The 23280-nt window shown below is 59.1% G+C and carries 24 protein-coding genes and 1 pseudogene; 15 read left to right on the forward strand and 10 right to left on the reverse strand.

Going from position 1 to position 23280, the window contains the following annotated elements; translation table 11 throughout:
• Positions 1 to 5: 5 nt before the first annotated feature.
• Entirely contained in the window at positions 6 to 689 is a 684-nt protein-coding gene (gene tmk, locus NBG89_RS07060; protein WP_431322226.1) for a dTMP kinase, read from the forward strand.
• Positions 682 to 1707: a DNA polymerase III subunit delta' gene (locus NBG89_RS07065; protein WP_431322227.1), complete on the forward strand. Its 1026-nt coding sequence runs from the start codon at positions 682 to 684 to the stop codon at positions 1705 to 1707. Before tmk ends, NBG89_RS07065 begins: the two co-directional genes overlap by 8 nt.
• On the opposite strand, the gene NBG89_RS07070 is transcribed toward NBG89_RS07065, so the two are convergent.
• The gene (locus tag NBG89_RS07070) at positions 1708 to 2508 is read right to left on the reverse strand and encodes a sulfite exporter TauE/SafE family protein (protein ID WP_088703173.1); all 801 of its coding nucleotides are present in this window, start codon (positions 2506 to 2508) and stop codon (positions 1708 to 1710) included. It abuts the gene before it with no gap.
• Positions 2509 to 2746: 238 nt separating this feature from the next.
• On the opposite strand from NBG89_RS07070, the gene metG reads away from it, so the two are divergent.
• The 4 genes from metG to NBG89_RS07090 all read left to right on the forward strand — a co-directional run bounded on the left by metG (position 2747) and on the right by NBG89_RS07090 (position 7237).
• A complete protein-coding gene (gene metG, locus NBG89_RS07075; RefSeq protein ID WP_431322228.1) occupies positions 2747 to 4297 on the forward strand; it encodes a methionine--tRNA ligase in 1551 nt (516 codons plus the stop codon).
• 7 nt (positions 4298 to 4304) lie between these two features.
• Complete coding sequence (locus NBG89_RS07080; protein ID WP_431322229.1) at positions 4305 to 5087, forward strand: TatD family hydrolase; 783 nt, start codon at positions 4305 to 4307, stop codon at positions 5085 to 5087.
• A 4-nt stretch (positions 5088 to 5091) separates the two neighbouring features.
• Positions 5092 to 5922: an MBL fold metallo-hydrolase gene (locus NBG89_RS07085; protein ID WP_431322230.1), complete on the forward strand. Its 831-nt coding sequence runs from the start codon at positions 5092 to 5094 to the stop codon at positions 5920 to 5922.
• A gap of 319 nt (positions 5923 to 6241) precedes the next feature.
• Entirely contained in the window at positions 6242 to 7237 is a 996-nt protein-coding gene (locus tag NBG89_RS07090) for an IS30 family transposase (RefSeq protein WP_210633345.1), read from the forward strand.
• A 99-nt stretch (positions 7238 to 7336) separates the two neighbouring features.
• On the opposite strand, the gene NBG89_RS07095 is transcribed toward NBG89_RS07090, so the two are convergent.
• On the reverse strand, positions 7337 to 8074 hold the full coding sequence (locus NBG89_RS07095) for a hypothetical protein (protein ID WP_416068508.1): 738 nt from the start codon (positions 8072 to 8074) through the stop codon (positions 7337 to 7339).
• 290 nt (positions 8075 to 8364) lie between these two features.
• Between NBG89_RS07095 and NBG89_RS07100 the strand changes: the two are divergent.
• A pseudogene (locus NBG89_RS07100) lies at positions 8365 to 8475 on the forward strand (helix-turn-helix domain-containing protein); the annotation flags it as partial.
• Between the two features lie 97 nt (positions 8476 to 8572).
• The gene (locus NBG89_RS07105) at positions 8573 to 9001 is read left to right on the forward strand and encodes a DUF4864 domain-containing protein (RefSeq protein WP_431322231.1); all 429 of its coding nucleotides are present in this window, start codon (positions 8573 to 8575) and stop codon (positions 8999 to 9001) included.
• 47 nt (positions 9002 to 9048) lie between these two features.
• Here the strand turns inward: NBG89_RS07105 and tgt are convergent, their stop codons facing one another.
• The 5 genes from tgt to coaD form a co-directional block, all read right to left on the reverse strand.
• Positions 9049 to 10179: a tRNA guanosine(34) transglycosylase Tgt gene (tgt, locus tag NBG89_RS07110; protein WP_431322232.1), complete on the reverse strand. Its 1131-nt coding sequence runs from the start codon at positions 10177 to 10179 to the stop codon at positions 9049 to 9051.
• Complete coding sequence (queA, locus tag NBG89_RS07115) at positions 10180 to 11262, reverse strand: tRNA preQ1(34) S-adenosylmethionine ribosyltransferase-isomerase QueA (protein ID WP_431322233.1); 1083 nt, start codon at positions 11260 to 11262, stop codon at positions 10180 to 10182.
• Positions 11263 to 11333: 71 nt separating this feature from the next.
• The gene (locus NBG89_RS07120; protein ID WP_431322234.1) at positions 11334 to 11843 is read right to left on the reverse strand and encodes a peptidylprolyl isomerase; all 510 of its coding nucleotides are present in this window, start codon (positions 11841 to 11843) and stop codon (positions 11334 to 11336) included.
• Positions 11844 to 11869: 26 nt separating this feature from the next.
• Complete coding sequence (locus tag NBG89_RS07125) at positions 11870 to 12439, reverse strand: peptidylprolyl isomerase (RefSeq protein WP_088692732.1); 570 nt, start codon at positions 12437 to 12439, stop codon at positions 11870 to 11872.
• Positions 12440 to 12467: 28 nt separating this feature from the next.
• The gene (gene coaD / locus NBG89_RS07130) at positions 12468 to 12962 is read right to left on the reverse strand and encodes a pantetheine-phosphate adenylyltransferase (RefSeq protein ID WP_431322235.1); all 495 of its coding nucleotides are present in this window, start codon (positions 12960 to 12962) and stop codon (positions 12468 to 12470) included.
• A 182-nt stretch (positions 12963 to 13144) separates the two neighbouring features.
• Here coaD and NBG89_RS07135 point away from each other — a divergent pair, with 182 nt between their 5' ends.
• The 3 genes from NBG89_RS07135 to NBG89_RS07145 all read left to right on the forward strand — a co-directional run bounded on the left by NBG89_RS07135 (position 13145) and on the right by NBG89_RS07145 (position 13777).
• The gene (locus NBG89_RS07135; protein WP_431322236.1) at positions 13145 to 13366 is read left to right on the forward strand and encodes a hypothetical protein; all 222 of its coding nucleotides are present in this window, start codon (positions 13145 to 13147) and stop codon (positions 13364 to 13366) included.
• 105 nt (positions 13367 to 13471) lie between these two features.
• Entirely contained in the window at positions 13472 to 13609 is a 138-nt protein-coding gene (locus tag NBG89_RS07140) for a hypothetical protein (RefSeq protein WP_431322789.1), read from the forward strand.
• A 33-nt stretch (positions 13610 to 13642) separates the two neighbouring features.
• Positions 13643 to 13777, forward strand: coding sequence for a hypothetical protein (locus NBG89_RS07145; protein WP_280950678.1), 135 nt, complete (start codon positions 13643 to 13645; stop codon positions 13775 to 13777).
• A gap of 100 nt (positions 13778 to 13877) precedes the next feature.
• Here NBG89_RS07145 and NBG89_RS07150 read toward each other — a convergent pair whose 3' ends face one another.
• Together NBG89_RS07150 and gyrA are read right to left on the reverse strand one after the other, a co-directional pair.
• Entirely contained in the window at positions 13878 to 14393 is a 516-nt protein-coding gene (locus tag NBG89_RS07150) for an N-acetyltransferase family protein (protein ID WP_431322237.1), read from the reverse strand.
• A 107-nt stretch (positions 14394 to 14500) separates the two neighbouring features.
• On the reverse strand, positions 14501 to 17284 hold the full coding sequence (gene gyrA / locus NBG89_RS07155; protein ID WP_431322238.1) for a DNA gyrase subunit A: 2784 nt from the start codon (positions 17282 to 17284) through the stop codon (positions 14501 to 14503).
• A gap of 226 nt (positions 17285 to 17510) precedes the next feature.
• Here gyrA and NBG89_RS07160 point away from each other — a divergent pair, with 226 nt between their 5' ends.
• Entirely contained in the window at positions 17511 to 18152 is a 642-nt protein-coding gene (locus NBG89_RS07160; protein WP_088692737.1) for a MarC family protein, read from the forward strand.
• A 132-nt stretch (positions 18153 to 18284) separates the two neighbouring features.
• Here the strand turns inward: NBG89_RS07160 and NBG89_RS07165 are convergent, their stop codons facing one another.
• Complete coding sequence (locus tag NBG89_RS07165) at positions 18285 to 18821, reverse strand: single-stranded DNA-binding protein (protein ID WP_183757276.1); 537 nt, start codon at positions 18819 to 18821, stop codon at positions 18285 to 18287.
• Between the two features lie 250 nt (positions 18822 to 19071).
• Here NBG89_RS07165 and uvrA point away from each other — a divergent pair, with 250 nt between their 5' ends.
• Genes uvrA through NBG89_RS07180 form a run of 3 tightly spaced genes read left to right on the forward strand, consistent with a single transcriptional unit; the run spans position 19072 to position 23279 of the window.
• A complete protein-coding gene (gene uvrA / locus NBG89_RS07170; protein WP_431322239.1) occupies positions 19072 to 21996 on the forward strand; it encodes an excinuclease ABC subunit UvrA in 2925 nt (974 codons plus the stop codon).
• On the forward strand, positions 21993 to 22457 hold the full coding sequence (locus NBG89_RS07175) for a GNAT family N-acetyltransferase (protein ID WP_431322240.1): 465 nt from the start codon (positions 21993 to 21995) through the stop codon (positions 22455 to 22457). The genes uvrA and NBG89_RS07175 overlap by 4 nt, the downstream gene beginning before the upstream one ends.
• 15 nt (positions 22458 to 22472) lie before the next feature.
• Positions 22473 to 23279, forward strand: a complete 807-nt coding sequence (locus NBG89_RS07180) for a DUF72 domain-containing protein (protein ID WP_431322241.1) — start codon at positions 22473 to 22475, stop codon at positions 23277 to 23279.
• Position 23280 lies beyond the last annotated feature (1 nt).

A 23280-nucleotide genomic window follows, 5' to 3' on the forward strand; every position in this document is an offset into this window, starting at 1 on the left:
AGTCATTGCCATCCGGTACTGGGTTGTTTGTAACGTTTGAAGGCGGGGAGGGTGCGGGCAAGTCGACGCAGATCCGCCGCCTTGCCGAGTCTCTCCGTGCTCGCGGCTACGACGTGCTGTTGACGAGAGAGCCGGGTGGTTCGCCTGGCGCGGAAGCCGTGCGTCATGTGCTTCTGTCGGGTGCTGCCGAGGCCTTTGGCACGCGCATGGAGGCAATCCTGTTTGCAGCGGCACGCAGTGATCACGTCGAGGAAGTCATCCGACCGGCTCTAATGAGCGGCAAGGTGGTCCTTTGCGATCGTTTCATGGATTCGTCCCGCGTCTATCAGGGTGTGACCGGCAATCTTGAATCGGAATTCATCGAGGCGCTGCAGCGCGCCGCCGTCAATGGCATCGTCCCCGATTGTACGCTTATTCTCGATCTGCCGGCGCTAGCCGGTCTGGAGCGCGCCCGGAGGCGGGGTGCTGCTGGCGATGTGGGTCCGGATCGGTTCGAGAAGGAGGAGCTCGAAACCCACGAGAAGCGTCGGGAAGCGTTTCTTGACATAGCCGTGCGGGAGCCTGACCGTTGCCACATCATCGATGCGATGCGGACCGAAGAGGTTATTGCGGCGGAGATTCTGGATGCCGTCCAGAAGCGACTGCCGCACCCGGCAGCGGCCAAGATGGCGGAAGCAGCTCATGAGTGATGAACGGCCGGGATTGCTGGACGGTGCCATCTGGCCAGCCGAGAACATGAAACTATTTGGCCACGAGGATGCCGAGGCATTTCTGGCGCAGTCATACCGTTCGGGTAAGGGCCATCACGCGATCCTGATAGAGGGGCCAGCGGGCATCGGCAAGGCGACGCTGGCGTTCCGCTTTGCAAACCATGTGCTTACACATCCGGATCCAGCCAGTGCACCGGAATTGCTGGGCGATCCCGATCCGGCCTCGTCCGTCAGCCGCCAGATTGCTTCCGGCGCGTCGCATAACCTGCTTCACCTGGCGCGACCGGTCGACGAAAAGACAGGGAAGATCAAGTCTGCCATCACAGTCGATGAGGTAAGGCGGGCAGGGCGGTTCTTCTCGCAGACCTCGGGCACCGGCAATTGGCGCATCGTCATTATCGACCCTGCCGATGACATGAACCGCAATGCCGCGAACGCGATTCTGAAGATTCTCGAGGAGCCACCGAAGCGCGCGTTATTCCTGCTGATCTCACATGCACCCGGCAAACTGTTACCGACAATTCGCTCGCGTTGCCTGCCATTGAAACTTGCGCCGCTTGATGACCGTGCCCTCGGCGCTGCGCTAGCACATCTTGGCATCGACGCCGCCGATCACGACCTTCTTGCGGCAGCGAACGGTAGCGTGGGCGAGGCGCTGAAGCTTGTGAATTATGGCGGCGGCGAGATCATTGCCGCCTATAACGAGGTTCTGCAAACGCAGGGCGCATCCGCCCGGCGGGCAATGCACCGGCTGGCGGATGCGCTTTCCAGCAAGGATAGCGACACGATCTTCGAATTCTTCGCCAGCCATGTCGGCGAAGATCTGATGCGCAGGGCGCGGGCCGCGGCGATTGCGGGGCAGGTGACCGCGGCCGAGCGGCTGGCCCGGTTGCAGTCCGATATCGGCGAGCGACTGACGGTTTCCGATGCCTACAATCTGGATCGCAAGCAAACGATCCTCGGTATCCTCGGAGACATCAAGCAGCCTGGTCCTTGATCACGGCGCGAGCAGCTTCCATGCGACGACGCCGAGCGTCAACGCCAGCACGATGCGGATTGTCCTTTCATGAAGCTTCGGTGCGATCAGGCTACCGGCGACGATGCCGGGGATTGACCCCAGCAGAAGAGCAAACAGCATGCCCCAGTTGATCTCGCCGATCATCCAGTAGCCCATGCCACCGATCAGCGTCAGGGGAACGGCGTGCACGATGTCGGAACCGACGATCTCGCGGACATCAAGGCGCGGGTAGAGCACGAGCAGCACCGTCACGCCCAGGGCGCCTGCGCCAACTGATGTCAGCGTCACCAGGATGCCAAGTGCCAGGCCAAGCACCGTTGTCCAGATGCCAATCGTGACTGGCTTGGGCGGGGAGCGCTCTCCGATTGCATGGAGCGCGAACGCCAGAACTTGCTTGCGAAAGAGCAGCATCAATGCGGTCATGACAAGCAGCCAGCCAAGCGCTGTCGTGATCGTGTGGGCGACTTCCACGCTCTTTCGGTCGACACCGGCCATCAGCCAGAGCATCAAGAGGGCGGCCGGAACGCTGCCGGCGGCAAGACAGCCGACAATGCGCCAGTTTACCCTACCGTGGATCCCGTGCACCGCCGTTCCTGCTGTCTTGGTAACCGCAGCATAGAGCAGATCGGTTCCGACGGCTGTGGCCGGATGAATGCCGAAGACCAGTACCAGCAGAGGCGTCATGAGCGATCCGCCGCCAACGCCCGTGATGCCGACCAGAGCGCCGACGAGAAGCCCCGAAAGGGAGTAGAGGGGGTTGAAACTGGAAAGGTCAGTCAAGCAAGCGACCTCGAGCCTGCGCGTGAAATGGTGCTGCCGAGTGCTGAAGATGTCACGTCGCTGTTGCTCCGCCTTTGAGTTTTCTTTGGGTAGAATGCGTCTAAAATCGAGTCAAGTGCAGCACGTCCGTCATCGGTAAATCGCCGATGCTTTCGAAACTTGGTGTTTCGCTTCGTCATGACATGCGCTAAGAGCGGCTGACAAATTTTATAGAGTAAGCCGGACACGAATGGCCGCCATGACAGACAAGACACCCTTCTACATCACCACCGCGATTTCCTACCCGAACGGCAAGCCGCATATCGGCCACGCCTACGAGCTGATCGCGACGGATGCCATGGCGCGCTACCAGCGCCTCGACGGCAAGGATGTCTTCTTCCTGACGGGCACGGATGAGCACGGCCAGAAGATGCAGCAAACGGCGCGCGCCGAAGGCATCTCGGCACAGGAGCTTGCCGACCGCAACTCCGGCGAATTCGAGGCTATGGCGAAGCTGCTCAATGCGTCGAACGACGATTTCATTCGCACGACACAGCAGCGTCACCACGAGACCTCGCAGAACATCTGGAACCTGATGGCCGACAACGGCGATATCTACAAGGATTCCTACGCCGGTTGGTACTCGGTGCGTGACGAAGCCTACTATCAGGAAAACGAGACCGAGCTGCGCGCCGATGGTGTGCGCTATGGCCCGCAAGGCACGCCTGTCGAGTGGGTCGAAGAGGCGAGCTATTTCTTCAAGCTTTCCGAATATCAGGACAAGCTGCTCGCGCACTACGAAGCCAACCCGGATTTCATCGGCCCGGCCGAACGCCGCAACGAAGTCATTTCTTTCGTGAAGTCGGGGCTCAAGGATCTCTCGATCTCGCGCACGACGTTCGATTGGGGCATCAAGGTACCGAACGACCCGTCTCACGTCATGTACGTCTGGGTTGACGCCCTGACGAACTACATTACGGCGACCGGCTACATCGAGGATCGCAACGGTCCTCGCGCGAAGTATTGGCCGGCGGATGTTCACATCATCGGCAAGGACATCATCCGCTTCCATGCGGTCTATTGGCCTGCTTTCCTGATGTCGGCGAAGCTGCCACTTCCCAAGCGCGTCTTCGCGCACGGCTTCCTGCTCAACAAGGGTGAGAAGATGTCGAAGTCGCTCGGCAACGTCGTCGACCCGGTCAATCTGGTGAACCACTTCGGCCTCGATCAGGTGCGCTACTTCTTCCTGCGCGAAGTCTCCTTCGGCCAGGACGGCAGCTACAGCGAAGAGGCTATTGGCACCCGTATCAACTCTGACCTGGCCAACGGCATCGGAAACCTCGCGAGCCGCTCGCTGTCGATGATCGTCAAGAACTGCGACGGCAAGATCCCGCAATGCGGTCCGCTGACGGATGAGGACAAGGCGATGTTGGCTCAGGCCGACGCGCTACTCGCTTCGACACGCGACGACATGGGCAAGCAGCTCATCCATCGTGCTCTGGCCTCGATTATTGCGGTGGTTTCCGAAACCGATCGCTATTTTGCCGGTCAGGAGCCGTGGGCTCTGAAGAAGACCGATCCCGCGCGCATGGGCACCGTGCTCTACGTCACGGCCGAGGTCGTCCGCCAGATCGCCATTCTGCTGCAGCCATTCGTGCCGGAATCGGCGGGCATGCTGCTGGATCTCGTTGCTGCTCCTGCCGATAAGCGCGACTTCGCAACACTCGGCGAGGCCGGCCGCCTCCTCGCCGGCACACCGCTCGAAGCGCCGAAGCCAGTGTTCCCGCGTTACGTTGCGCCGGAAGCGTGAGGACGCCATGCTGATCGATACGCATTGTCATCTGGATTTCGCCGACTTCGAAGAGGAGCGGGACGAGATCGTCAAGCGCGCTCACGACGCCGGCGTCAAGCAGATGGTGACGATCTCGACGCGGGTGCGCAAGCTCGACGGCCTGCTGGCGATCACGGAGAGATATCCGTCGGTCTTCTGTTCTGTCGGAACCCATCCGAACAACGCCGGAGACGAGCTCGACATTCAGACCGAAGAGCTGGTGCGCCTGGCCAAGGCCCATGAGAAGATCGTGGCGATCGGCGAAGCCGGTCTCGACTATTTCTATGACACGCAGAAGCCAGAGGACCAGAAGATGGGACTGCGGCGCCATATCGATGCATCGCGCGAAACACAGCTGCCGCTGGTGATCCATAGCCGCAGCGCCGATGAAGACATGGCGGCAATCCTGACTGAGGAAACGGGCAGGGGGGCGTTTCCCTTCATTCTCCATTGCTTCTCGTCGGGCGCGGAACTGGCAAGGGTCGGAGTCGAATTGGGCGGCTATGTCTCATTCTCCGGCATTCTGACATTTCCGAAGTCAGAGGAATTACGCGACATTGCCAAGACTATCCCTCATGATCGCTTATTGGTCGAAACGGACGCGCCGTACCTTGCGCCGAAGCGCTGGCGCGGCAAGCGCAACGAACCTTCCTACGTGGTGAACACCGCCGAGGTTCTGGCCGAGACGCTCGGACTTAGCTACGCAGAGATGGCGCGGATCACGACGGAGAACGCATTCCGCATTTTCTCAAAGATGCCGAGGATCTGACAGCGTGGGATACAGACGGCGTTTCACCATTCTCGGCTGTTCGTCGTCGCCCGGCGTTCCTCGCATTACAGGTGACTGGGGCGCCTGCGATCCGGCCAATCCGAAGAACCGCCGTACCCGTGCGGCCTTCATGGTGCAGCAATTTGATGACAACGGTGGCGTCACCACCGTCGTTGTCGACACCGGGCCGGACTTTCGCGAGCAGATGATCGCCGCCGGCGTCACGCACATCGATGCGGTTCTCTATACACATCCGCATGCCGACCATATTCATGGTCTCGACGATCTTCGCGGCTATTTCTATGGATCACAGCAACGCGTTCCTATCCATGCGACGAAGGAGACGATGGATCGCATTCGCCAGGGGTTCGGCTACTGCATGGAGACGCCCCCCGGCAGTAACTATCCGCCGATCGTCGAACCCAAGATCATTGAATGCATTGACCTGCCGCTGCGAATTAGCGGCGCCGGAGGCACGATTTCATTCCGTCCCCACACACAGCAGCATGGTGATATCACGTCGCTGGGATTCCGCATCGGAGATGTCGCTTATTGCAGTGATATCAGTGACTTTCCTCCGGAAACTGTCACGAAACTTCAGGATCTCGATGTCCTGATTATCGACGCGCTGCAGTACCGATATCATCCCAGCCACCTGTCGCTGGAACAGTCCTTGGACTGGATTGATCGTCTGAAGCCAAAGCGGGCAATCCTGACCCACATGCATACCCCGCTCGACTACGACACCGTTATGGCCGAGACGCCGGACCACGTCATACCAGCTTATGACCAGATGAGCTTCGATATCGAGTTGGCGGAGCTGGAAAGCGTCTGAGGCCCGTCTGACGCTTTTTAGCATGCGCTTCGCGCTCTCTGGTGGCTGAAACTTCTCATGCCAGGGCCGCCGTTAAAGCGGCGACCGGTAAAGGGCGAGTGATTTTCTCAACAAGCATCAACGTACGTTCATAATGAGCTGAAAGAGAAGGTCTTTTGTAAATCTGATCCGGGTCGTCTTGATGACGAGTTCGCGGTGGACATCGATTGCCCCGATAGTTCCATAATCTATCTTATGCGATTTAACAAACAAACAATGGCACATTCTATCTCGAACTGCAACAAAGGCGCTAAGCTGCCTGCTTTTCGGGAGCCATGGTTTGATCCGTACCTTTTCGCATTTGAGTTTTGACGAACGCCGATCGATTTCCAGGATGTTGGATCAGAAGTTTAGCCAGTCTGAGATCGCCAGACGCCTCGGCCGGGACCGCGCGACCATCTCCCGGGAGATCAAACGCAACTACTGGCACGATCAGGAATTCCCCGATGCCGAGGGCTACTGGGCGATGACCGCCAACGACATGGCGCGCGACAGGCGCCGGCGGATCGGCAAGCTCTTTCGTCGCGAGGATCTGCGGAACGAAGTGATCGGAAAGTTGGAATCCGGCTGGTCGCCGGAACAGATTGCTGGACGACTGAAGATCGAACCAGCGGCCAAGGCAAGCGTCTGTCACGAGACGATCTACCGATATGTCTATTCACCGGAAGGACAACGGCAGCAACTGGCGCGGCTTCTTCCGGAACGGCGGAGAAAGCGCCGGCCGAGATATGCTCGCAAACCGCAGAACCCGGTCTTTCCAGATGAGCGTTCGATCAAACATCGGCCGGAAGCCATCAACGATCGCAAGGAATTCGGTCACTGGGAAGCCGATCTGATGATCTTCGAAAGGGTTCAGGGCAATGCCAATGTGGCAACGGTTGTCGAGCGGATGAGCCGGTTCACCATGCTGTTCAAGAACAACGACCGGCAGTCCAAGCCGATCATGGAGCGGCTCATCAACGTGCTCAGCCCCCTGCCCAGGCATGCCCGGCAAAGTTTGACGTTTGATCGCGGATTTGAATTCGTCTCCTGGCGGCGACTGAAGCAAGGAATGGGAACCGATGCATGGTTCTGCGATCCGTCTGCGCCCTGGCAAAAAGGCTCCGTTGAGAACATGAATCGGCGGATTCGGCGTTACCTGCCGAGGGATACTGCTGTCCTGTCCGTTCCTGATGAATCGATACGATCACTGATCGATCGGTTGAACAGTACGCCGAGAAAATGCCTTGGGTTCCGCACCCCAGCTGAAGTGTTCAGGCGTGAAGTGAACAAATGACGGCAAGCCGGGGCGGAGGACGGATTTCATGAATGATCCTGCGGTGATTGCGCGGCGAGAGAAAGTGTTATTAGGCAGCCAGCGGCAGAATAGAGATCGTCAATGCACGCCGATATCGCTTTGCGTATCCGATTCCAACTGCAGGCAAGCTGCCCAAAGTGGCGTCTTGTGGAAGGATCCATCCTGCAGAAGAGTGAGCCCCTCTCGTGCCTCGTAGAGCAAGCCGAGCCAGCATAAGCGTTGGAAGACGCCATACTGAAGATCGGATTTCAACTCCCAGGCTCCTATGGTCATTTCGGTGTCCGACAAAGGCGCCAGGTCTGGATAGAGGATTTTCACAACGTCCATTGGCGTGCAACCTTCTCTGGCCTTGATATTGAGAAGATTGAGGAACATGCGCCACCAGCGTAACCGCGCTCGGACCTCCTCTTCCCGCTCGGTGGCGTGGACATAGGAATAGAGATAATCCGTGGCGACCAGATCGAAGAAGGCTTGCGGGTTCACCAAAAACTCCCGGCCGCGTCTGGTTGGCAGCAGCACATCCTTTTTCCCGCGAAGAAGCTTCAGATGACGGGCCATGTCGCGCACGACCCAAAGCGGCGGCATGTCGCTTTCATTGAGCACCTTGTTCATGCTGTAGAGGTCCTCGGCTGTGAATCCTGGCCAGAGGAAGTGCACAGCGGCCCAATGCACGAACTTGCGGTTCATGGCGCCGGTCGCCGTCAATCCTATGCCACCCTCACCGTCAGCATAGGCAACCGAAAGAAGCATGCCGCGAAGAAGTGGTGACAGCGCGGCGATGTCGACGTCACCTTGCAGGTTGATTTCCGGAAGCATCGTGCGGCTTTGATCCCCAACTGCGCCATGCAAGTCCCAGCGAGTATCGAGCGGTAAAAGAACAATTGCTAGTGAGAAAGCTAAAGCCGAAGGGGTGCGTCATCACCCGCCCCCGCTCCGCCCTTTCAACCCGGCCCAGCCGGTCGGATCGGGGGCTGATCTCCCTGCCCTGTAGTAGCCTTTAAGCCCTTGTTGCATTTACATTAGAAGTCACAAATGTAAGGGGGTACATTCTATTTCCAAGTGCGACATGCCAATGATTTCAATGGCTTCACTTTGGAGATTTTGGCATGTCCCGATGCTATACGCAGCTTGCTCTCGCCGACCGACGACGCCTACACCAGCTGGTGGCGGCAAAAGTGCCTGTCAACGAAATGGCCCGTCAGCTTGGCCGCCATCGTTGGAGGATGTAGCCGGGTGGGAAGAGCCCGCTGATCTACACTCTTTCTTTGTGCGTAGACTGCCCTACAATCCCCTGGGACAGTCGGAGCCGTTGCCATGCGCGCCTTTGTCGCAGTTTTCATTCTGTGTGTCGCGTCCTTCGTTTTGCTCGCGACCGCTCGCGCCGAAGATCCGATCGACACGACGCGCACGATGATCGAGGCGCAGATCAAAGCGTTCCTGAACGACGACGTTGATACGGCCTATTCCTTTGCCGCACCCGGGATCAAGGCGATCTATCCAGACAAGAACGTCTTCTTCGCCATGGTCAAGAAAAGCTACGGGCCGGTCTATCACCCTGGCAACTATGCCTTCGGGCGCAGCCGCTCGATCGACAATGGCGCGATGATCTATCACGAGGTACTGATATCAGGCCGTGACGGCAAAGACTGGACCGCGATCTATCAGGTGGCCCGTCAACCTGACGGGAGCTACAAGATCAACGGCGTCCAGATCGTGCCGAATACCGAAAGCAAGGGCATCTGAGTGGCAGGCAGGCGGGATTCGCAGTGCGCCGCACCTCGTAAGTGGCCCTAGACTGGATCGAGATCGCCCCTCGCCCATTCCTCCATGGTCTCGGCCATGAAATCGGCGAAGCGTCCCTCGGCTATTGCCTTGCGGATGCCCTGCATCAGTTCCTGATAATAGGCAAGATTATGCCAGGAAAGCAGCATCCCACCGAGCGCCTCATTGGCACGTACGAGGTGATGCAGGTAGGCACGCGAGTAGTCGCGTGAGGCTGGGCAGTTCGACTGTTCGTCGAGCGGCCGCATGTCCTCGGCGTGACGGGCGTTGCGGATGTTGACCTTACCTCGCCGCGTGAACGCAAGCCCGTGCCGGCCGGAGCGGGTCGGCATGACGCAGTCGAACATATCGATGCCGCGAGCGACGGACTTCAGGATATCGTCAGGCGTACCGACGCCCATGAGGTATCGCGGTTTCTCCGTAGGAAGAACCGGCAGCGTCTCTTCAAGCATCTTCAGCATGACGTCTTGCGGCTCGCCGACAGCGAGACCGCCAACGGCATAGCCCTTGAGGTCGAGATCGGTCAGTGCCGCGGCTGACCGGATGCGCAGCGCGGGCACATCCCCGCCCTGCACGATGCCGAACATCGCCTTGCCCGGCTGAACGCCGAAGGCGACCTTGCATCGCTCCGCCCAGCGCAACGAAAGCTCCATGGCGCGCTCGATCTCGCGCGGTTCCGCCGGAAGTGCCACGCATTCGTCGAGCTGCATCTGAATGTCTGAATCGAGCAATCCCTGGATCTCGATCGAGCGCTCCGGAGACATGTGATGCAGGCTGCCATCGACATGCGACTTGAAAGTCACGCCCTGTTCGTCGAGCTTGCGGAGGCCAGAGAGCGACATCACCTGGAACCCGCCGGAATCGGTCAGGATCGGATGCTCCCAGCGGATTAGCTTGTGCAGGCCGCCGAGGCGCGCAACACGTTCGGCCGTCGGGCGCAGCATGAGATGGTAGGTATTGCCGAGGATGATATCGGCGCCCGTGTCACGAACCTGGTCGAGATACATCGCCTTGACCGTGCCGACGGTACCAACGGGCATGAAGGCCGGCGTGCGGATCGTGCCGCGCGGCATCGAGACTTCGCCCAGTCGCGCACCGGCGTCTGTCTTCTTGATAGTGAACTGAAAGTTCTCGGTCATTTAGTCTTTCCGGAAAAGAAGGCTGGCATCGCCATAAGAATAGAAGCGGTAGCCCGTCGAAATCGCGTGCTGGTAGGCGGCGTGCATCGTTTCGAAGCCAGCAAAAGCCGAAACGAGCATGAACAGTGTCGAACGAGGCAAATGGAAGTTCGTCATCAGCATGTCAACCGCCTTGAAGCGGTAGCCAGGCGTGATGAAGATGCCGGTGGCACCGGCCCAGGCGCGGATTTCGCCGTTCTCCTGCGCGGCACTTTCGATCAGCCGCAATGAAGTCGTGCCGACGCAGATGATGCGCCCGCCCCTCGCCTTGACGGCATTGAGGCTCGCCGCGGTCTCGGCGCTGACATAGCCGCTCTCGAGATGCATCTTGTGATCGTCGGTATCGTCGGCCTTCACCGGTAGGAAGGTGCCCGCACCGACATGCAGCGTCACGAAATGCCGCTCGACGCCCGCCTTGTCGATGGCTTCGAAAAGATCAGGCGTGAAGTGAAGCCCGGCCGTCGGGGCAGCGACGGCACCCTCCTCGCGGGCATAAATCGTCTGGTAGTCGGCGCGGTCGCGCTCGTCCTCAGCGCGTTTCGCAGCGATGTAGGGCGGCAGCGGAATATGGCCGACGGAATGGATGGCCTCGTCGAGCATCGGTCCGGAAAGATCGAAGGCAAGCGTGACTTCTCCGCCCTCGCCCTTTTCTTCGACCGTGCATTCAAGCTTCCCGAGAAGGCAGCTGCTACCGTCGTGGCCGAACGAGATACGATCGCCGATCTTGATGCGCTTGCCGGGCTTGGCGAAGGCCTTCCAGCGGCTTGCACCAACGCGCATGTGCAACGTCGCCGAAACCTGCTGACCGCCGGCGCCTTCGCGATGGCGGATACCCTCGAGCTGCGCCGGGATCACCTTGGTGTCGTTGAAGACAAGCGCATCCCCTGCCCTCAGGAAATCAGGCAGATCGCTGACCCGATGGTCGGATCGCTGTACCTCGCCGGGTGGATCGACGACGAGCAGACGTGCGCTATCGCGCGGCTCGGCTGGCCGCAGTGCGATCCGTTCATCCGGCAGGTCGAAATCAAAGAGGTCTACGCGCATTACTCAAGTCCGGGCAAAGCGAAACCCGCCCCACGCTTTCGCGCAAGGGCGGGTTTCAGCAGAAATCACAATCAGACGTCAGCGGCAACCCGCATCGAGACGATCGAGTCCGGATCGACAACCGGCTCGCCCTTCTTGATCTTGTCGACGTTGTCCATGCCTTCGATGACCTGGCCCCAGACGGAGTACTGCTTGTTCAGCCAGGGAGCATCCGTGAAGCAGATGAAGAACTGCGAGTTGGCCGAGTTCGGGTTCTGCGAGCGGGCCATCGAGCAGGTGCCGCGAACGTGGCTGACTGCCGAGAATTCAGCCTTGAGGTCAGGCTTTTCGGAACCGCCCATGCCGGCGCGGCTCGGGTTGAAGCTCTCGCCGCCCTTCTTGCCGAACTTCACGTCGCCGGTCTGCGCCATGAAATCGTTGATGACACGATGGAATACAACGTTGTCATAGGCCTTCTCGCGAGCGAGTTCCTTGATGCGGGCGACGTGTTCCGGTGCCACTTCCGGCAGCAGCTGGATGACAACATTGCCCTTGGTGGTTTCCAGGATGATGGTGTTTTCGGGATCTTTGATCTCGGCCATTCTTCTTCTCCTACTTGTCTTGAAACTTACTTGCTTCCGACGGTGACCTTGATCATCCGGTCGGGATTGCTGACTTCACCGTTCTGGCCTTCGCCGCGCTTGATCTTGTCGACATTCTCCATACCGGAGACGACCTTGCCGACGACCGTATACTGGCCGTTGAGGAATGAGCCGTCAGCGAACATGATGAAGAACTGCGAGTTCGCCGAGTTCGGATCCTGCGAGCGGGCCATACCGACAGTTCCGCGAACAAAAGGCGTCTTCGAAAATTCTGCCGGCAGGTCAGGCAGGTCGGAGCCACCGGTTCCGGCACGGCTCGCATCGAAACCCTTTTCCATGTTGCCAAACTTCACGTCCCCGGTCTGCGCCATGAAGCCTTCGATAACGCGATGGAAGGCGACGTTGTCATACGCGCCCTTCTTGGCGAGCGCTTCGATCTGGGCAACATGCTTCGGTGCGACTTCGGGCATAAGCTGGATCACGACCGGACCGTCCTTCAGCTGGATCGTCAGCGTGTTGCCTGATTGTGCGAATGCGCTGCCGCCGAACGAGGCAAGGGAAAGCACGGCTGCAAAGGCGAGAGAGAAAAGTTTCATGTTGGCTCCGTTGCGGCGAGAAGGTCGCCTAGGATTTGCGCTTGGATTGAAGGGCTTTCAAGACGGCAGCCGGCACAAAGGCGCTGACATCGCCTCCCATGGCAGCGATTTGCCGGACCAATGTGGCGGTTATGGGCCGTGAGGCCGTTCCGGCGGGCAGAAAGATCGTTTGAATGTCGGGCGCCATCTGGCGGTTCATCCCGGCCATCTGCATTTCATAGTCGAGATCGGTGCCGTCCCTGAGGCCGCGGATCAGAAGCGTCGCTCCATGGGAGCGCGCCGCGTCGACGACGAGATTGTCGAAGGCCACAACCGAGATATCGCCCGCCTTTTCAGGCAGCGCTTTCGCCAACGACCGACGAATGAGATCCGCCTTCTCGTCGAAGGAAAAGAGCGGCGTCTTGCCGGGATGGATACCGATCGCGACGATAACCTTGGATGCAACGCTCAGTGCCTGGATAAGAACATCCAGATGTCCGTTGGTGATCGGGTCGAACGACCCCGGATAAAAAGCTGTCGTCATCTGGCCTAGCCGTTTGTTTCGACGACCTTTTGTCATGGATAAGGGCCGCCCGCAAGTCATTTGCCCGTTCGCTGAACAGCTGATGAATGCGCCATTCAAGGCGGCTTCAGGTGGCATGTCTATAAGGGAGAGCGTCAACAGCCGATGTCATTCCGGCATCGGTCCCTCCGCCGGAAACGCTCATGCTGATCATCCTTGTTGCAATCGCTGTTATCGTCTCGCTGCTTGCCGAATTTCTCTACGGCTACGTGCGGGATATCCAGGATGCAAGCTGGGTTCGGCCAAGCGTCCGGGAACACCACGCAATCGTGCGTGCAACAGGAAACGTGGCGTTTAAACCGATTAAGAATTCTGAACGCCAGATGAACGGCGCATTCAAAGTCGCTTCAGATCGGCCTTGGTAAACGACCGGTCAATATCCCTGGAACCATTTTCGCACGGATGCGTTCACTCAACCAGCGTAACGCGATACGCCGCACAAGGAAGAAAATATGCCCAATAAGATTACCATGATTAATGCTGTCTGGATGGTAATGATGACCGGTATGCTTGCAGCGACAGTCGCGCTCTACGATCACAAAGGAGATGCGTCCAAGGTATATGGCCCCTATGCGTCCGCTCGCACGGCGGTAATGAGCCAGTACTAAGGAACGTGAACGCAAAGCCCAGGAGGATTGCTCATGTTCACGATACTAACAGTGCTAACCGCCCTTATCAGCATCATGTTTGTCGTGTCCGTGGCATCCACTATCGCCGCCCTTCGCCATGAAAACGAAGAGGTAAAGAAGGTCGATGGAAAGCACAGTTGGTTCTAACCGCTGCCGCTATTCTGGGAATGCGTTTTGACCACTCAAGGCCGGATGAGCATCTCGTCCGGCCTTTCTCATGCCTGAAGATGATACTGGTAACTGTCGCTCAACGGTGCGAACCGACATTCTCTTGATCGTTGATGCGCCGAACCATGATGACATCATCAATTTCCCTGCTGTCATGGATGAAGCCGCCGGGAATGCGCCCGGCCTCGTGGAAGCCTTCGCGTTCATAAAATCGTCTGGCGGCTGTGTTCTCGGCACTGACGGCGAGCTCCAGCTGCCGAATTCCGTTCTTGCGCGCATAAGCTACAGTTGCCTCCAGTAGTTCCTTGGCGTGGCCTCCGGTCCTCTCGCCGCCACGCACATAGACCATGATTAGCGTCGCACGGTGCGCCATCTTGCTAGCGCGTTGTCTGCTCAGCCCCATGATGCCAATCGGATCGCCGCGCTTGAAGGCCACAAATACCGGCCCTTCAACCAATCGCTTGCGCCATTCGTCGTCTGACAGCGCCTCCCAGTCTTCGGCGCTGCTGGCAAAGGCTGCCGGTTCGGTTCGCAATGCCTCCAGCCGAATGGCTTTAAAGATTGCAATGTCATCAATACTGAGAATCCGGATCAATCTGGTCCTCCTTCGACTGCGCGCTACCCCGCGCTTCAAACATCCCCAGCAGTTCAAAAAAGAAAACCGGGCAGTTGCCCGGTTTTCAAGATCAAAAGGTCAGAACATCAAGCTTCCGGATCGGGCGCGCCTTCCGGGGTCGCGGCAATGTCGTCGCCATTCCCGGCAACCTCTTCTGCCTCTTCCTCCGGCTCGCTGATGCGCTCAACGGATACAACCTTCTCGTCCTTTGCCGTCGAGAAAATGGTGACGCCCTTCGTTGCACGGCTCGCGATACGAATGCCGCCCACTGGAACGCGGATCAGTTGTCCGCCATCGGAAACCAGCATGATCTGGTCGCCGTCGTTGACCGGGAAAGCAGCGACGAGTTCGCCGATCTCCGCCGTCTTCGACGTATCTGTGGCGCGAATGCCCTTGCCGCCGCGGCCCGAAATCCGGAAATCGTAAGACGAGGAGCGCTTGCCGAAGCCCTTTTCCGAAACCGTCAGGACATACTGCTCACGTGCCTTCAGTTCCTCATAGCGTTCGTCGCTCAGCTGACCTTCATCGGTCACTTCCTCGCCGACGAGCGAGATTTCCTCTGCATCACCTGTCGTGAGGCGCCGCTCGCTTGCGGCCCGCTTCAGATAGGCAGCGCGCTCCCATGGCTCAGCGTCCACATGCCCGACGATCGTCATCGAGATGATGCGGTCGCCATCGCCAAGGTTGATACCGCGGACGCCGATCGAGTTGCGGCCCGCAAAGACGCGGACATCGTCGACCGGGAAGCGGATGCACTGGCCGAGTGCTGTCGTCAGAAGTACATCGTCATGCTCGGTGCACGTCTCGACGGAGAGGATTTCATCGCCCTCTTCCTCGAGCTTCATAGCGATCTTGCCGTTGCGGTTGACCTGGACGAAGTCGGAGAGCTTATTGCGGCGAACCGTTCCGCGCGTCGTCGAGAACATTACGTCGAGCTTGTCCCAGCTATCCTCATCCTCCGGCAACGGCAGGATCGTCGTGATGCGTTCGCCGGGGTCCAGCGGCAGCATGTTGATGAGCGCCTTGCCACGCGCGGTCGGCGTGCCAATCGGCAGGCGATAGACCTTCTCCTTGTAGACGATGCCGCGCGACGAGAAGAACAGAACCGGCGTATGTGTGTTGAGAACGAATAGCTGGCTAACAAAATCTTCGTCGCGCGTGGTCATGCCGGAGCGGCCCTTGCCGCCGCGGCGCTGGGCGCGATACGTCGTCAGCGGCACGCGCTTGATGTAGCCGAGATGCGAAACGGTCACGACCATGTCTTCGCGGGCGATGAGATCCTCATCGTCCATCTCGAGACCGCCGTCCATGATCTCGGTGCGGCGCGGCGTGCCGAATTCGTCGCGAACGGCGGTAAGCTCCTCCTTGACGATCGTCTGGATGCGGATACGCGACGACAGGATTTCAAGATAATCCTTAATCTCTTCGCCTATCTTGTTGAGTTCGTCGCCGATTTCGTCACGGCCGAGGGCGGTCAGGCGGGCCAGACGCAGTTCAAGGATGGCGCGTGCCTGCTCTTCCGAGAGGTTATACGTCAGGTCCTCGTTGATGCGGTGACGCGGGTCGTCGATCAGGCGGATCAGGCTTTCGACGTCGGACGCCGGCCAGCGGCGCGTCATCAGTTCTTCACGGGCAGACTGCGGATCTGGCGCCTGGCGGATAACGCGGATGACTTCGTCGATATTCGCAACAGCAATCGCGAGGCCGACCAAGACGTGAGCCCGTTCGCGCGCCTTGCGCAGCAGGAATTTCGTTCTCCGACTAACGACTTCCTCGCGGAAGGAGACGAAGGCACGCAGCATGTCGAGCAGCGTCAGCTGTTCCGGCTTGCCGCCATTCAGTGCCACCATGTTGCAGCCGAAGGAGGTCTGCAGCGGCGTGTAGCGATAAAGCTGGTTCAGGATGACGTCGGCATTGGCGTCGCGCTTCAATTCAACGACGACACGATAGCCCTGGCGGTCAGATTCATCGCGCAGGTCGGAGATGCCTTCGATACGCTTGTCACGTACCAGTTCGGCCATCTTTTCGATCATCGTCGACTTGTTCACCTGATACGGGATCTCGGTGATGATGATCTGTTCGCGATCGCCGCGCATCGGCTCGATGGTGGCGACACCGCGCATGATCACGGAGCCACGACCTGTCTCGTAGGCGGAGCGAATGCCTGCGCGACCGAGGATCTTGGCGCCGGTCGGGAAGTCCGGGCCGGGAATGATCTGCATGATGTCGGGCAGTTCGATCGCCGGATTGTCGATCAGCGCAATGCAGCCGTCGATGACTTCGGACAGATTGTGCGGCGGGATGTTGGTCGCCATACCGACGGCAATGCCGCCTGCCCCGTTGACCAGCAGGTTCGGGAACTTCGCGGGAACGACGACAGGCTCGGAGAGTGTGCCGTCATAGTTGTCGCGGAAGTCGACCGTTTCCTTGTCGAGATCGTCGAGCAGCGAATGCGCGGCCTTCTGCAGGCGGCACTCGGTGTAGCGTTCGGCCGCCGGCGGATCACCGTCGACGGAGCCGAAGTTGCCCTGGCCGTCGATCAGCGGCAGTCGGAGCGACCAGTCTTGTGCCATACGCGCCAGCGCGTCGTAGATCGCCGCATTGCCGTGCGGATGGTATTTACCCATCACATCCCCGGTAACGCGGGCGCATTTGACGTATTTCTTGTTCCAGTCGATGCCGAGTTCGGACATGCCGTAAAGGATGCGCCGGTGCACGGGCTTCAGGCCGTCGCGCACATCAGGCAGGGCGCGGCTGACGATAACGCTCATCGCGTAATCGAGGTACGACCGCTGCATTTCCTCCATGATGGAGATGGGCTCGATGCCTGGCGGGAGCTTCCCGCCGCCGGGGGGTGTTTGCTCAGTCAAAACAGATCACGATCTCTTCTAGAATCACTTGAAGATTTATAGCGGAAAGCCTGTTCCTACGCTAATTTTGGCAGGGGTTTTGAACAGACTTTTGCGGTCTTATGAGGGCAATGGAAGCCTCTGGGACGGTTATTTGTACCGCCCTAATAACACCATTTGCCAAAATGGCCTCTCCGCATCACAATCGCCCAAAAACCAAGTGTTTATATGGGCTCACGGAGAGACAATGGCAAGCGTCGACCAACTGATCAACGCCTTCACGACGCTGCTTGTCACGATCGACCCGCCTGGTCTTGCTCCACTCTTTCTCGGGCTCACGACCGGCATGAGCCGCAGCCAGCGAAAACAGGTGGCGCTGCGCGGCTCGATCATCGCCTTTGTCATTCTTGCCGCTTTCGCCTTGTTCGGGGCCAGCGTGCTCGGGGTGCTCGGAATCTCGATCGGCGCCTTCCGCATTGCCGGTGGTCTTCTGTTGTTCTGGATCGCCTTTGAAATGGTATTCGAGAAGCGGCAGGACCGTAAGGAAAAGACGAGCACGGCTGCAATCACCGTCGATCATATCCATAATATCTCGGTCTTTCCGTTGGCGATCCCTCTGATCGCCGGTCCAGGCGCCATTTCGGCAACGATCCTGATTGCTGGGTCCATGCAGGCTTCGCTTGAGCGGGCGCAATTGATCATTGTCATCGCATTGAGCCTGCTGCTGCTGTTTCTCTCGCTGCTCATCGCCGAAAGGCTCGATCGCTTCCTTGGCGTAACAGGGCGCGCAATTCTGACGCGCCTTCTCGGCGTCATCCTGGCAGCGCTCGCCACGCAGTTCGTCGTCGACGGTTTGAAGTCTGCCCTCGTCACGATGCCGGTTGGCTAAATCAAAAAGCCGGTTGCCTGCAATGGCTTCCATCGCGGTAAGCGTGCGGGACGTCCAAGCCCGTGAGCTTGAAAAGCAAACGGCGCACCTCGCGGCGCGCCGTCCTATTCATGTACGGAGGATAGTCTGCGATCAGAACGGGATGTCGTCGTCGAGATCGCGCGAGAAGTTTCCACCGCTACCACCGCTGCTGCGGCCAGATGATTGCGAGGGCGCACCGTAGTCGTCGCCGTAGCCGCCACCGCCACCGAAATCGCCACCGCCGGCATTGCTGCCGCGACCGCCGCCAAAGCCGGAGCTTGCGCCTCCGCCCTCGCCGCGACCGTCGAGCATCGTCAGCGTCGAGCCGAAGCCCTGCAGAACGACTTCCGTCGAATAGCGGTCCTGGCCGTTCTGGTCCTGCCACTTGCGGGTCTGCAGCGCACCTTCGATGTAGAGCTTGGCGCCCTTCTTCACATACTGTTCGACGACCTTGCAGAGGCCTTCGTTGAAGACCACGACCGTATGCCATTCCGTCTTCTCGCGGCGTTCACCGGAGTTGCGGTCACGCCAAGTCTCGGACGTCGCGATGCGAAGATTGGCAATCGGCCGGCCATCCTGGGTCCGCCGGATTTCGGGGTCGGCGCCCACGTTCCCGATCAGAATTACCTTGTTTACGCTGCCAGCCATACTTTCACCTTACCTGCCGCCCTGCCCGGCGGCGCTTGATCCAATCGGTCCACCTTAAACCATAGAGCGCCGGCGATGCGTGTCCATCGCCGGTTCATCCACAAGGAATTTTGTTCTTTATTTGTTCTAGTTTATCCCTATGATCCTGTCAACCGAATCGAAAACCTTTGCAGCAGACGGACATTCAGCCTCGACTCGCCAGCCGGCATCACTAAATAAGGGGCTTGTTCCAGCACAGAAGCAGAAGACGATGAGCGAACTGAAGACGATTTCTATCCGCGGCGCGCGCGAGCACAATTTGAAGGGCATCGATCTTGATCTGCCCCGAAATAAACTCATCGTCATGACCGGCCTTTCAGGGTCCGGCAAATCGTCGCTTGCCTTCGACACGATCTATGCCGAAGGGCAGCGGCGTTATGTCGAAAGCCTTTCGGCCTATGCGCGCCAATTCCTTGAAATGATGCAGAAGCCCGACGTCGACCAGATCGACGGCCTGTCGCCTGCGATTTCGATCGAGCAGAAAACGACCTCGCGCAACCCGCGCTCGACGGTCGGCACGGTAACCGAGATCTACGACTATATGCGCCTGCTCTTTGCCCGCGTCGGCGTGCCTTATTCGCCTGCGACCGGCCTGCCGATCGAAAGCCAGACGGTCAGCCAGATGGTCGACCGCGTGCTTGATTTCGGAGAAGGCACGCGCCTCTATATTCTGGCGCCGCTCGTGCGCGGGCGGAAGGGCGAGTACAAGAAAGAACTCGCCGACCTGATGAAAAAGGGTTTCCAGCGCATCAAGGTCGACGGTCAGTTCTACGAGATCGCAGATGTGCCGGCCCTCGACAAGAAGTACAAGCACGACATCGACGTCGTGGTCGATCGTATTGTCGTGCGGCCGGATATGGCTTCGCGCCTTGCTGACAGCTTCGAGACCTCGCTCAAGCTTGCCGACGGCCTGGCGGTTGCGGAATTCGCTGACAAGCCGCTGCCGCCGGAAGAAACTGCCGCCGGCGGCTCTGCCAACAAGTCGCTCAACGAAACGCACGAACGCGTTCTCTTTTCGGAAAAGTTCGCCTGCCCGGTGTCGGGCTTCACCATTCCCGAGATCGAGCCGCGACTTTTTTCGTTCAACAATCCAGCCGGCGCCTGCCCGACCTGCGACGGCCTCGGTGCCCAGCAGAAGATTGACGCCAACTTGATCGTGCCAGAGCCTGAGCGCACGCTGCGCGATGGCGCCATTGCACCTTGGGCAAAGTCGACTTCTCCTTATTACAACCAGACACTTGAAGCCCTCGGTAAGCACTACGGCTTCAAGCTCGGCGCCCGTTGGAACGACCTGTCGGAACAGGCGAAGGACGTGATCTTGAATGGCACCGACGAGAAGATCGAGTTCCATTATGCCGATGGTGCGCGGTCCTACACGACGCACAAGAATTTCGAAGGCATCATCACCAACCTCGAGCGCCGCTGGAAGGAGACGGATTCCGCCTGGGCGCGCGAGGAAATCGAGCGCTATATGTCGGCCGCCCCCTGCCCGTCTTGCGGCGGCTATCGCCTGAAGCCGGAGGCACTGGCCGTCAAGATCAACACGCTGCATATCGGCCAGGTGACCGATATGTCGATCCGCGTCGCCCGTGACTGGTTCGAGGTCCTGCCGCAATCACTGAGCGCCAAGCAGAACGAGATTGCCGTTCGCATTCTCAAGGAGATCCGCGACCGCCTGCGCTTCCTCAATGACGTCGGCCTGGATTACCTCAGTCTGTCGCGAAACTCCGGCACCCTGTCGGGCGGCGAGAGTCAGCGTATCCGGTTGGCGTCGCAGATCGGTTCAGGTCTGACCGGTGTGTTGTACGTCCTCGACGAACCGTCGATCGGCCTGCATCAGCGCGACAACGCCCGGCTCCTCGATACCCTGAAGCACCTTCGCGATATCGGCAACACGGTGATCGTGGTCGAGCATGACGAGGACGCGATCTTGACCGCCGACGACGTCGTCGACATCGGTCCGGCGGCCGGCATCCATGGTGGCCAGGTGATTGCCCACGGCACGCCACAGGAAATCATGGCAAATCCGAAGTCGCTGACCGGAAAATATCTGTCCGGCGAGCTGGGTGTCCCGGTTCCTGACGAGCGGCGCAAGCCCAAGAAGGGCAAGGAGATCAAGGTCGTCGGTGCCCGCGGTAACAATCTGAAGAACGTCACTGCCTCCATCCCGCTTGGCGTCTTTACGGCGGTCACCGGCGTATCAGGCGGCGGAAAGTCCACGTTCCTGATCGAGACGCTGTATAAATCGGCCGCCCGGCGCGTCATGGGAGCGCGCGAAATTCCCGCTGATCATGACCGCATCGACGGTTTCGAGCATATCGACAAGGTTATCGATATTGATCAGTCGCCAATCGGTCGTACGCCACGTTCCAATCCGGCGACATATACGGGCGCGTTCACCCCGATCCGCGATTGGTTTGCCGGCCTGCCGGAAGCGAAGGCGCGGGGCTACCAGCCCGGTCGCTTCTCGTTCAACGTCAAGGGAGGGCGCTGCGAAGCCTGCCAGGGCGACGGCGTCATCAAGATCGAGATGCACTTCCTGCCTGATGTCTATGTCACCTGCGATGTCTGCCATGGCAAGCGCTACAACAGAGAGACACTGGACGTGACGTTCAAGCACAAATCCATTGCCGATGTGCTCGACATGACCGTCGAGGAGGGCGTCGACTTCTTCGCTGCCGTCCCGGCTGTGCGTGACAAGCTGCAGGCGTTGAAAGATGTCGGCCTCGGCTACATCAAGGTCGGACAGCAGGCGAATACGCTGTCGGGTGGCGAGGCGCAGCGCGTCAAGCTGGCAAAGGAATTGTCCAAACGATCGACCGGCCGGACGCTCTATATCTTGGACGAGCCGACGACCGGCCTGCATTTCCACGACGTCGCCAAGCTCTTGGAAATGCTGGAGGAGCTGGTCAATCAGGGCAATTCGGTCGTCGTCATCGAGCACAATCTCGAGGTTATCAAGACCGCGGACTGGATTCTCGATTTCGGTCCGGAAGGCGGTGATGGCGGCGGCGAGATCGTCGCGGTCGGTACGCCGGAGACGATCGTCAAGGAGAAGCGGTCCTATACCGGACAGTTCCTGAAGGAACTGCTTGAGAGGCGCCCTGCTCGAAAAGCCGTGGCGGCAGCCGAGTGATGCTGAGAGCGGCGTTGCTCGATGATCTGCAGGCGGTCGAAGCGCTGACCAATGAAGCCTATGCCCCATACACGCGCCTCCTTGGACGCCCGCCGATCCCCGTAACCGAGGACTACGCGCCGCGCATTGGTCGCGGCGAGGTCTGGTTGCGGGAGGTGCATGGCGAGCTTGCCGGTTTAGCCGTCGTTGAACGGCATCCTGATCATGTGATGCTCTTCAGCATTGCTGTTTCCCCGAGGTTCCAGGGCAGTGGTCACGGCCTCGCAATTCTGAGATGGGTGGAGGAGATTGCGCGTGAATGGGGGCTTCTGGAAGTTCGTCTCTATACCAACGCGCGCATGGAACGGAATATTGCGCTCTATCGAGCGTTTGGCTTTCAGGAAACGGGGCGTCGCGAAAATCCGCATAGGCCAGGATGGGTGATTGTCGACATGGCAAAGCAGGTCGGCGGCCAGATATAATCAGAGGAGGAAGAAATGACGAAATCCGGCAACATTCGCGTCGGCATCGGCGGTTGGACCTTCGAGGCATGGCGGGATCATTTCTACCCTGGAGATCTGAAGCAGAAGGACGAACTGCATTATGCAAGCCGGAAGCTGAAGGTCATTGAGATCAACGGCACCTATTACAGCTCGCAGAAGCCGGAAACCTTCGCCAAATGGGCGGCGGATGTGCCGGATGGATTTATCTTTTCACTCAAGGCCAGTCGCTTTGTCACCAATCGCCGCGTGTTGGCCGAGGCTGGCGAGTCGATGGAGCGTTTTCTCGCCCAGGGTCTGACGGAGCTCGGTCCGCACCTGGGACCAATCCTTTGGCAGTTCGCGCCGACGAAGAAGTTCGATCCGGATGACTTCGAGGGTTTCCTCAAGTTGCTGCCCGACAAGCAGGATAGCTTGCCTCTTAAACACGTCGTCGAGGTGCGTCACGACTCGTTCAAGGTGCCGGAATTCGTAGCATTGCTTGCGAAATACGGCGTTGCGCCAGTTTGCGCCGAGCATTTCGACTACCCGATGGTCGCCGATGTGACGACCGATTTCGTGTATGCGCGTCTCCAGAAGGGCTCGGATGAGATCAAGACCTGTTATTCGCCGGGCGATTTGAAGGCCTGGGCCGCGCGCCTCGAAACCTGGGCGGATGGCAAGGTTCCCGGCGATCTGCCTCTGATCAATGGCGATCGCGAGGTTGCCACCGAGCCGCGGGACGTCTTTGCCTTCATGATTCACGAAGGCAAGGTCAATGCGCCCTTCGGGGCCATGGCACTACAAGAAGCGGTGTCGCGATAGG

This window comes from Rhizobium sp. YTU87027 (assembly GCF_050644135.1).
In the GTDB taxonomy this organism is placed as follows: domain Bacteria; phylum Pseudomonadota; class Alphaproteobacteria; order Rhizobiales; family Rhizobiaceae; genus Rhizobium.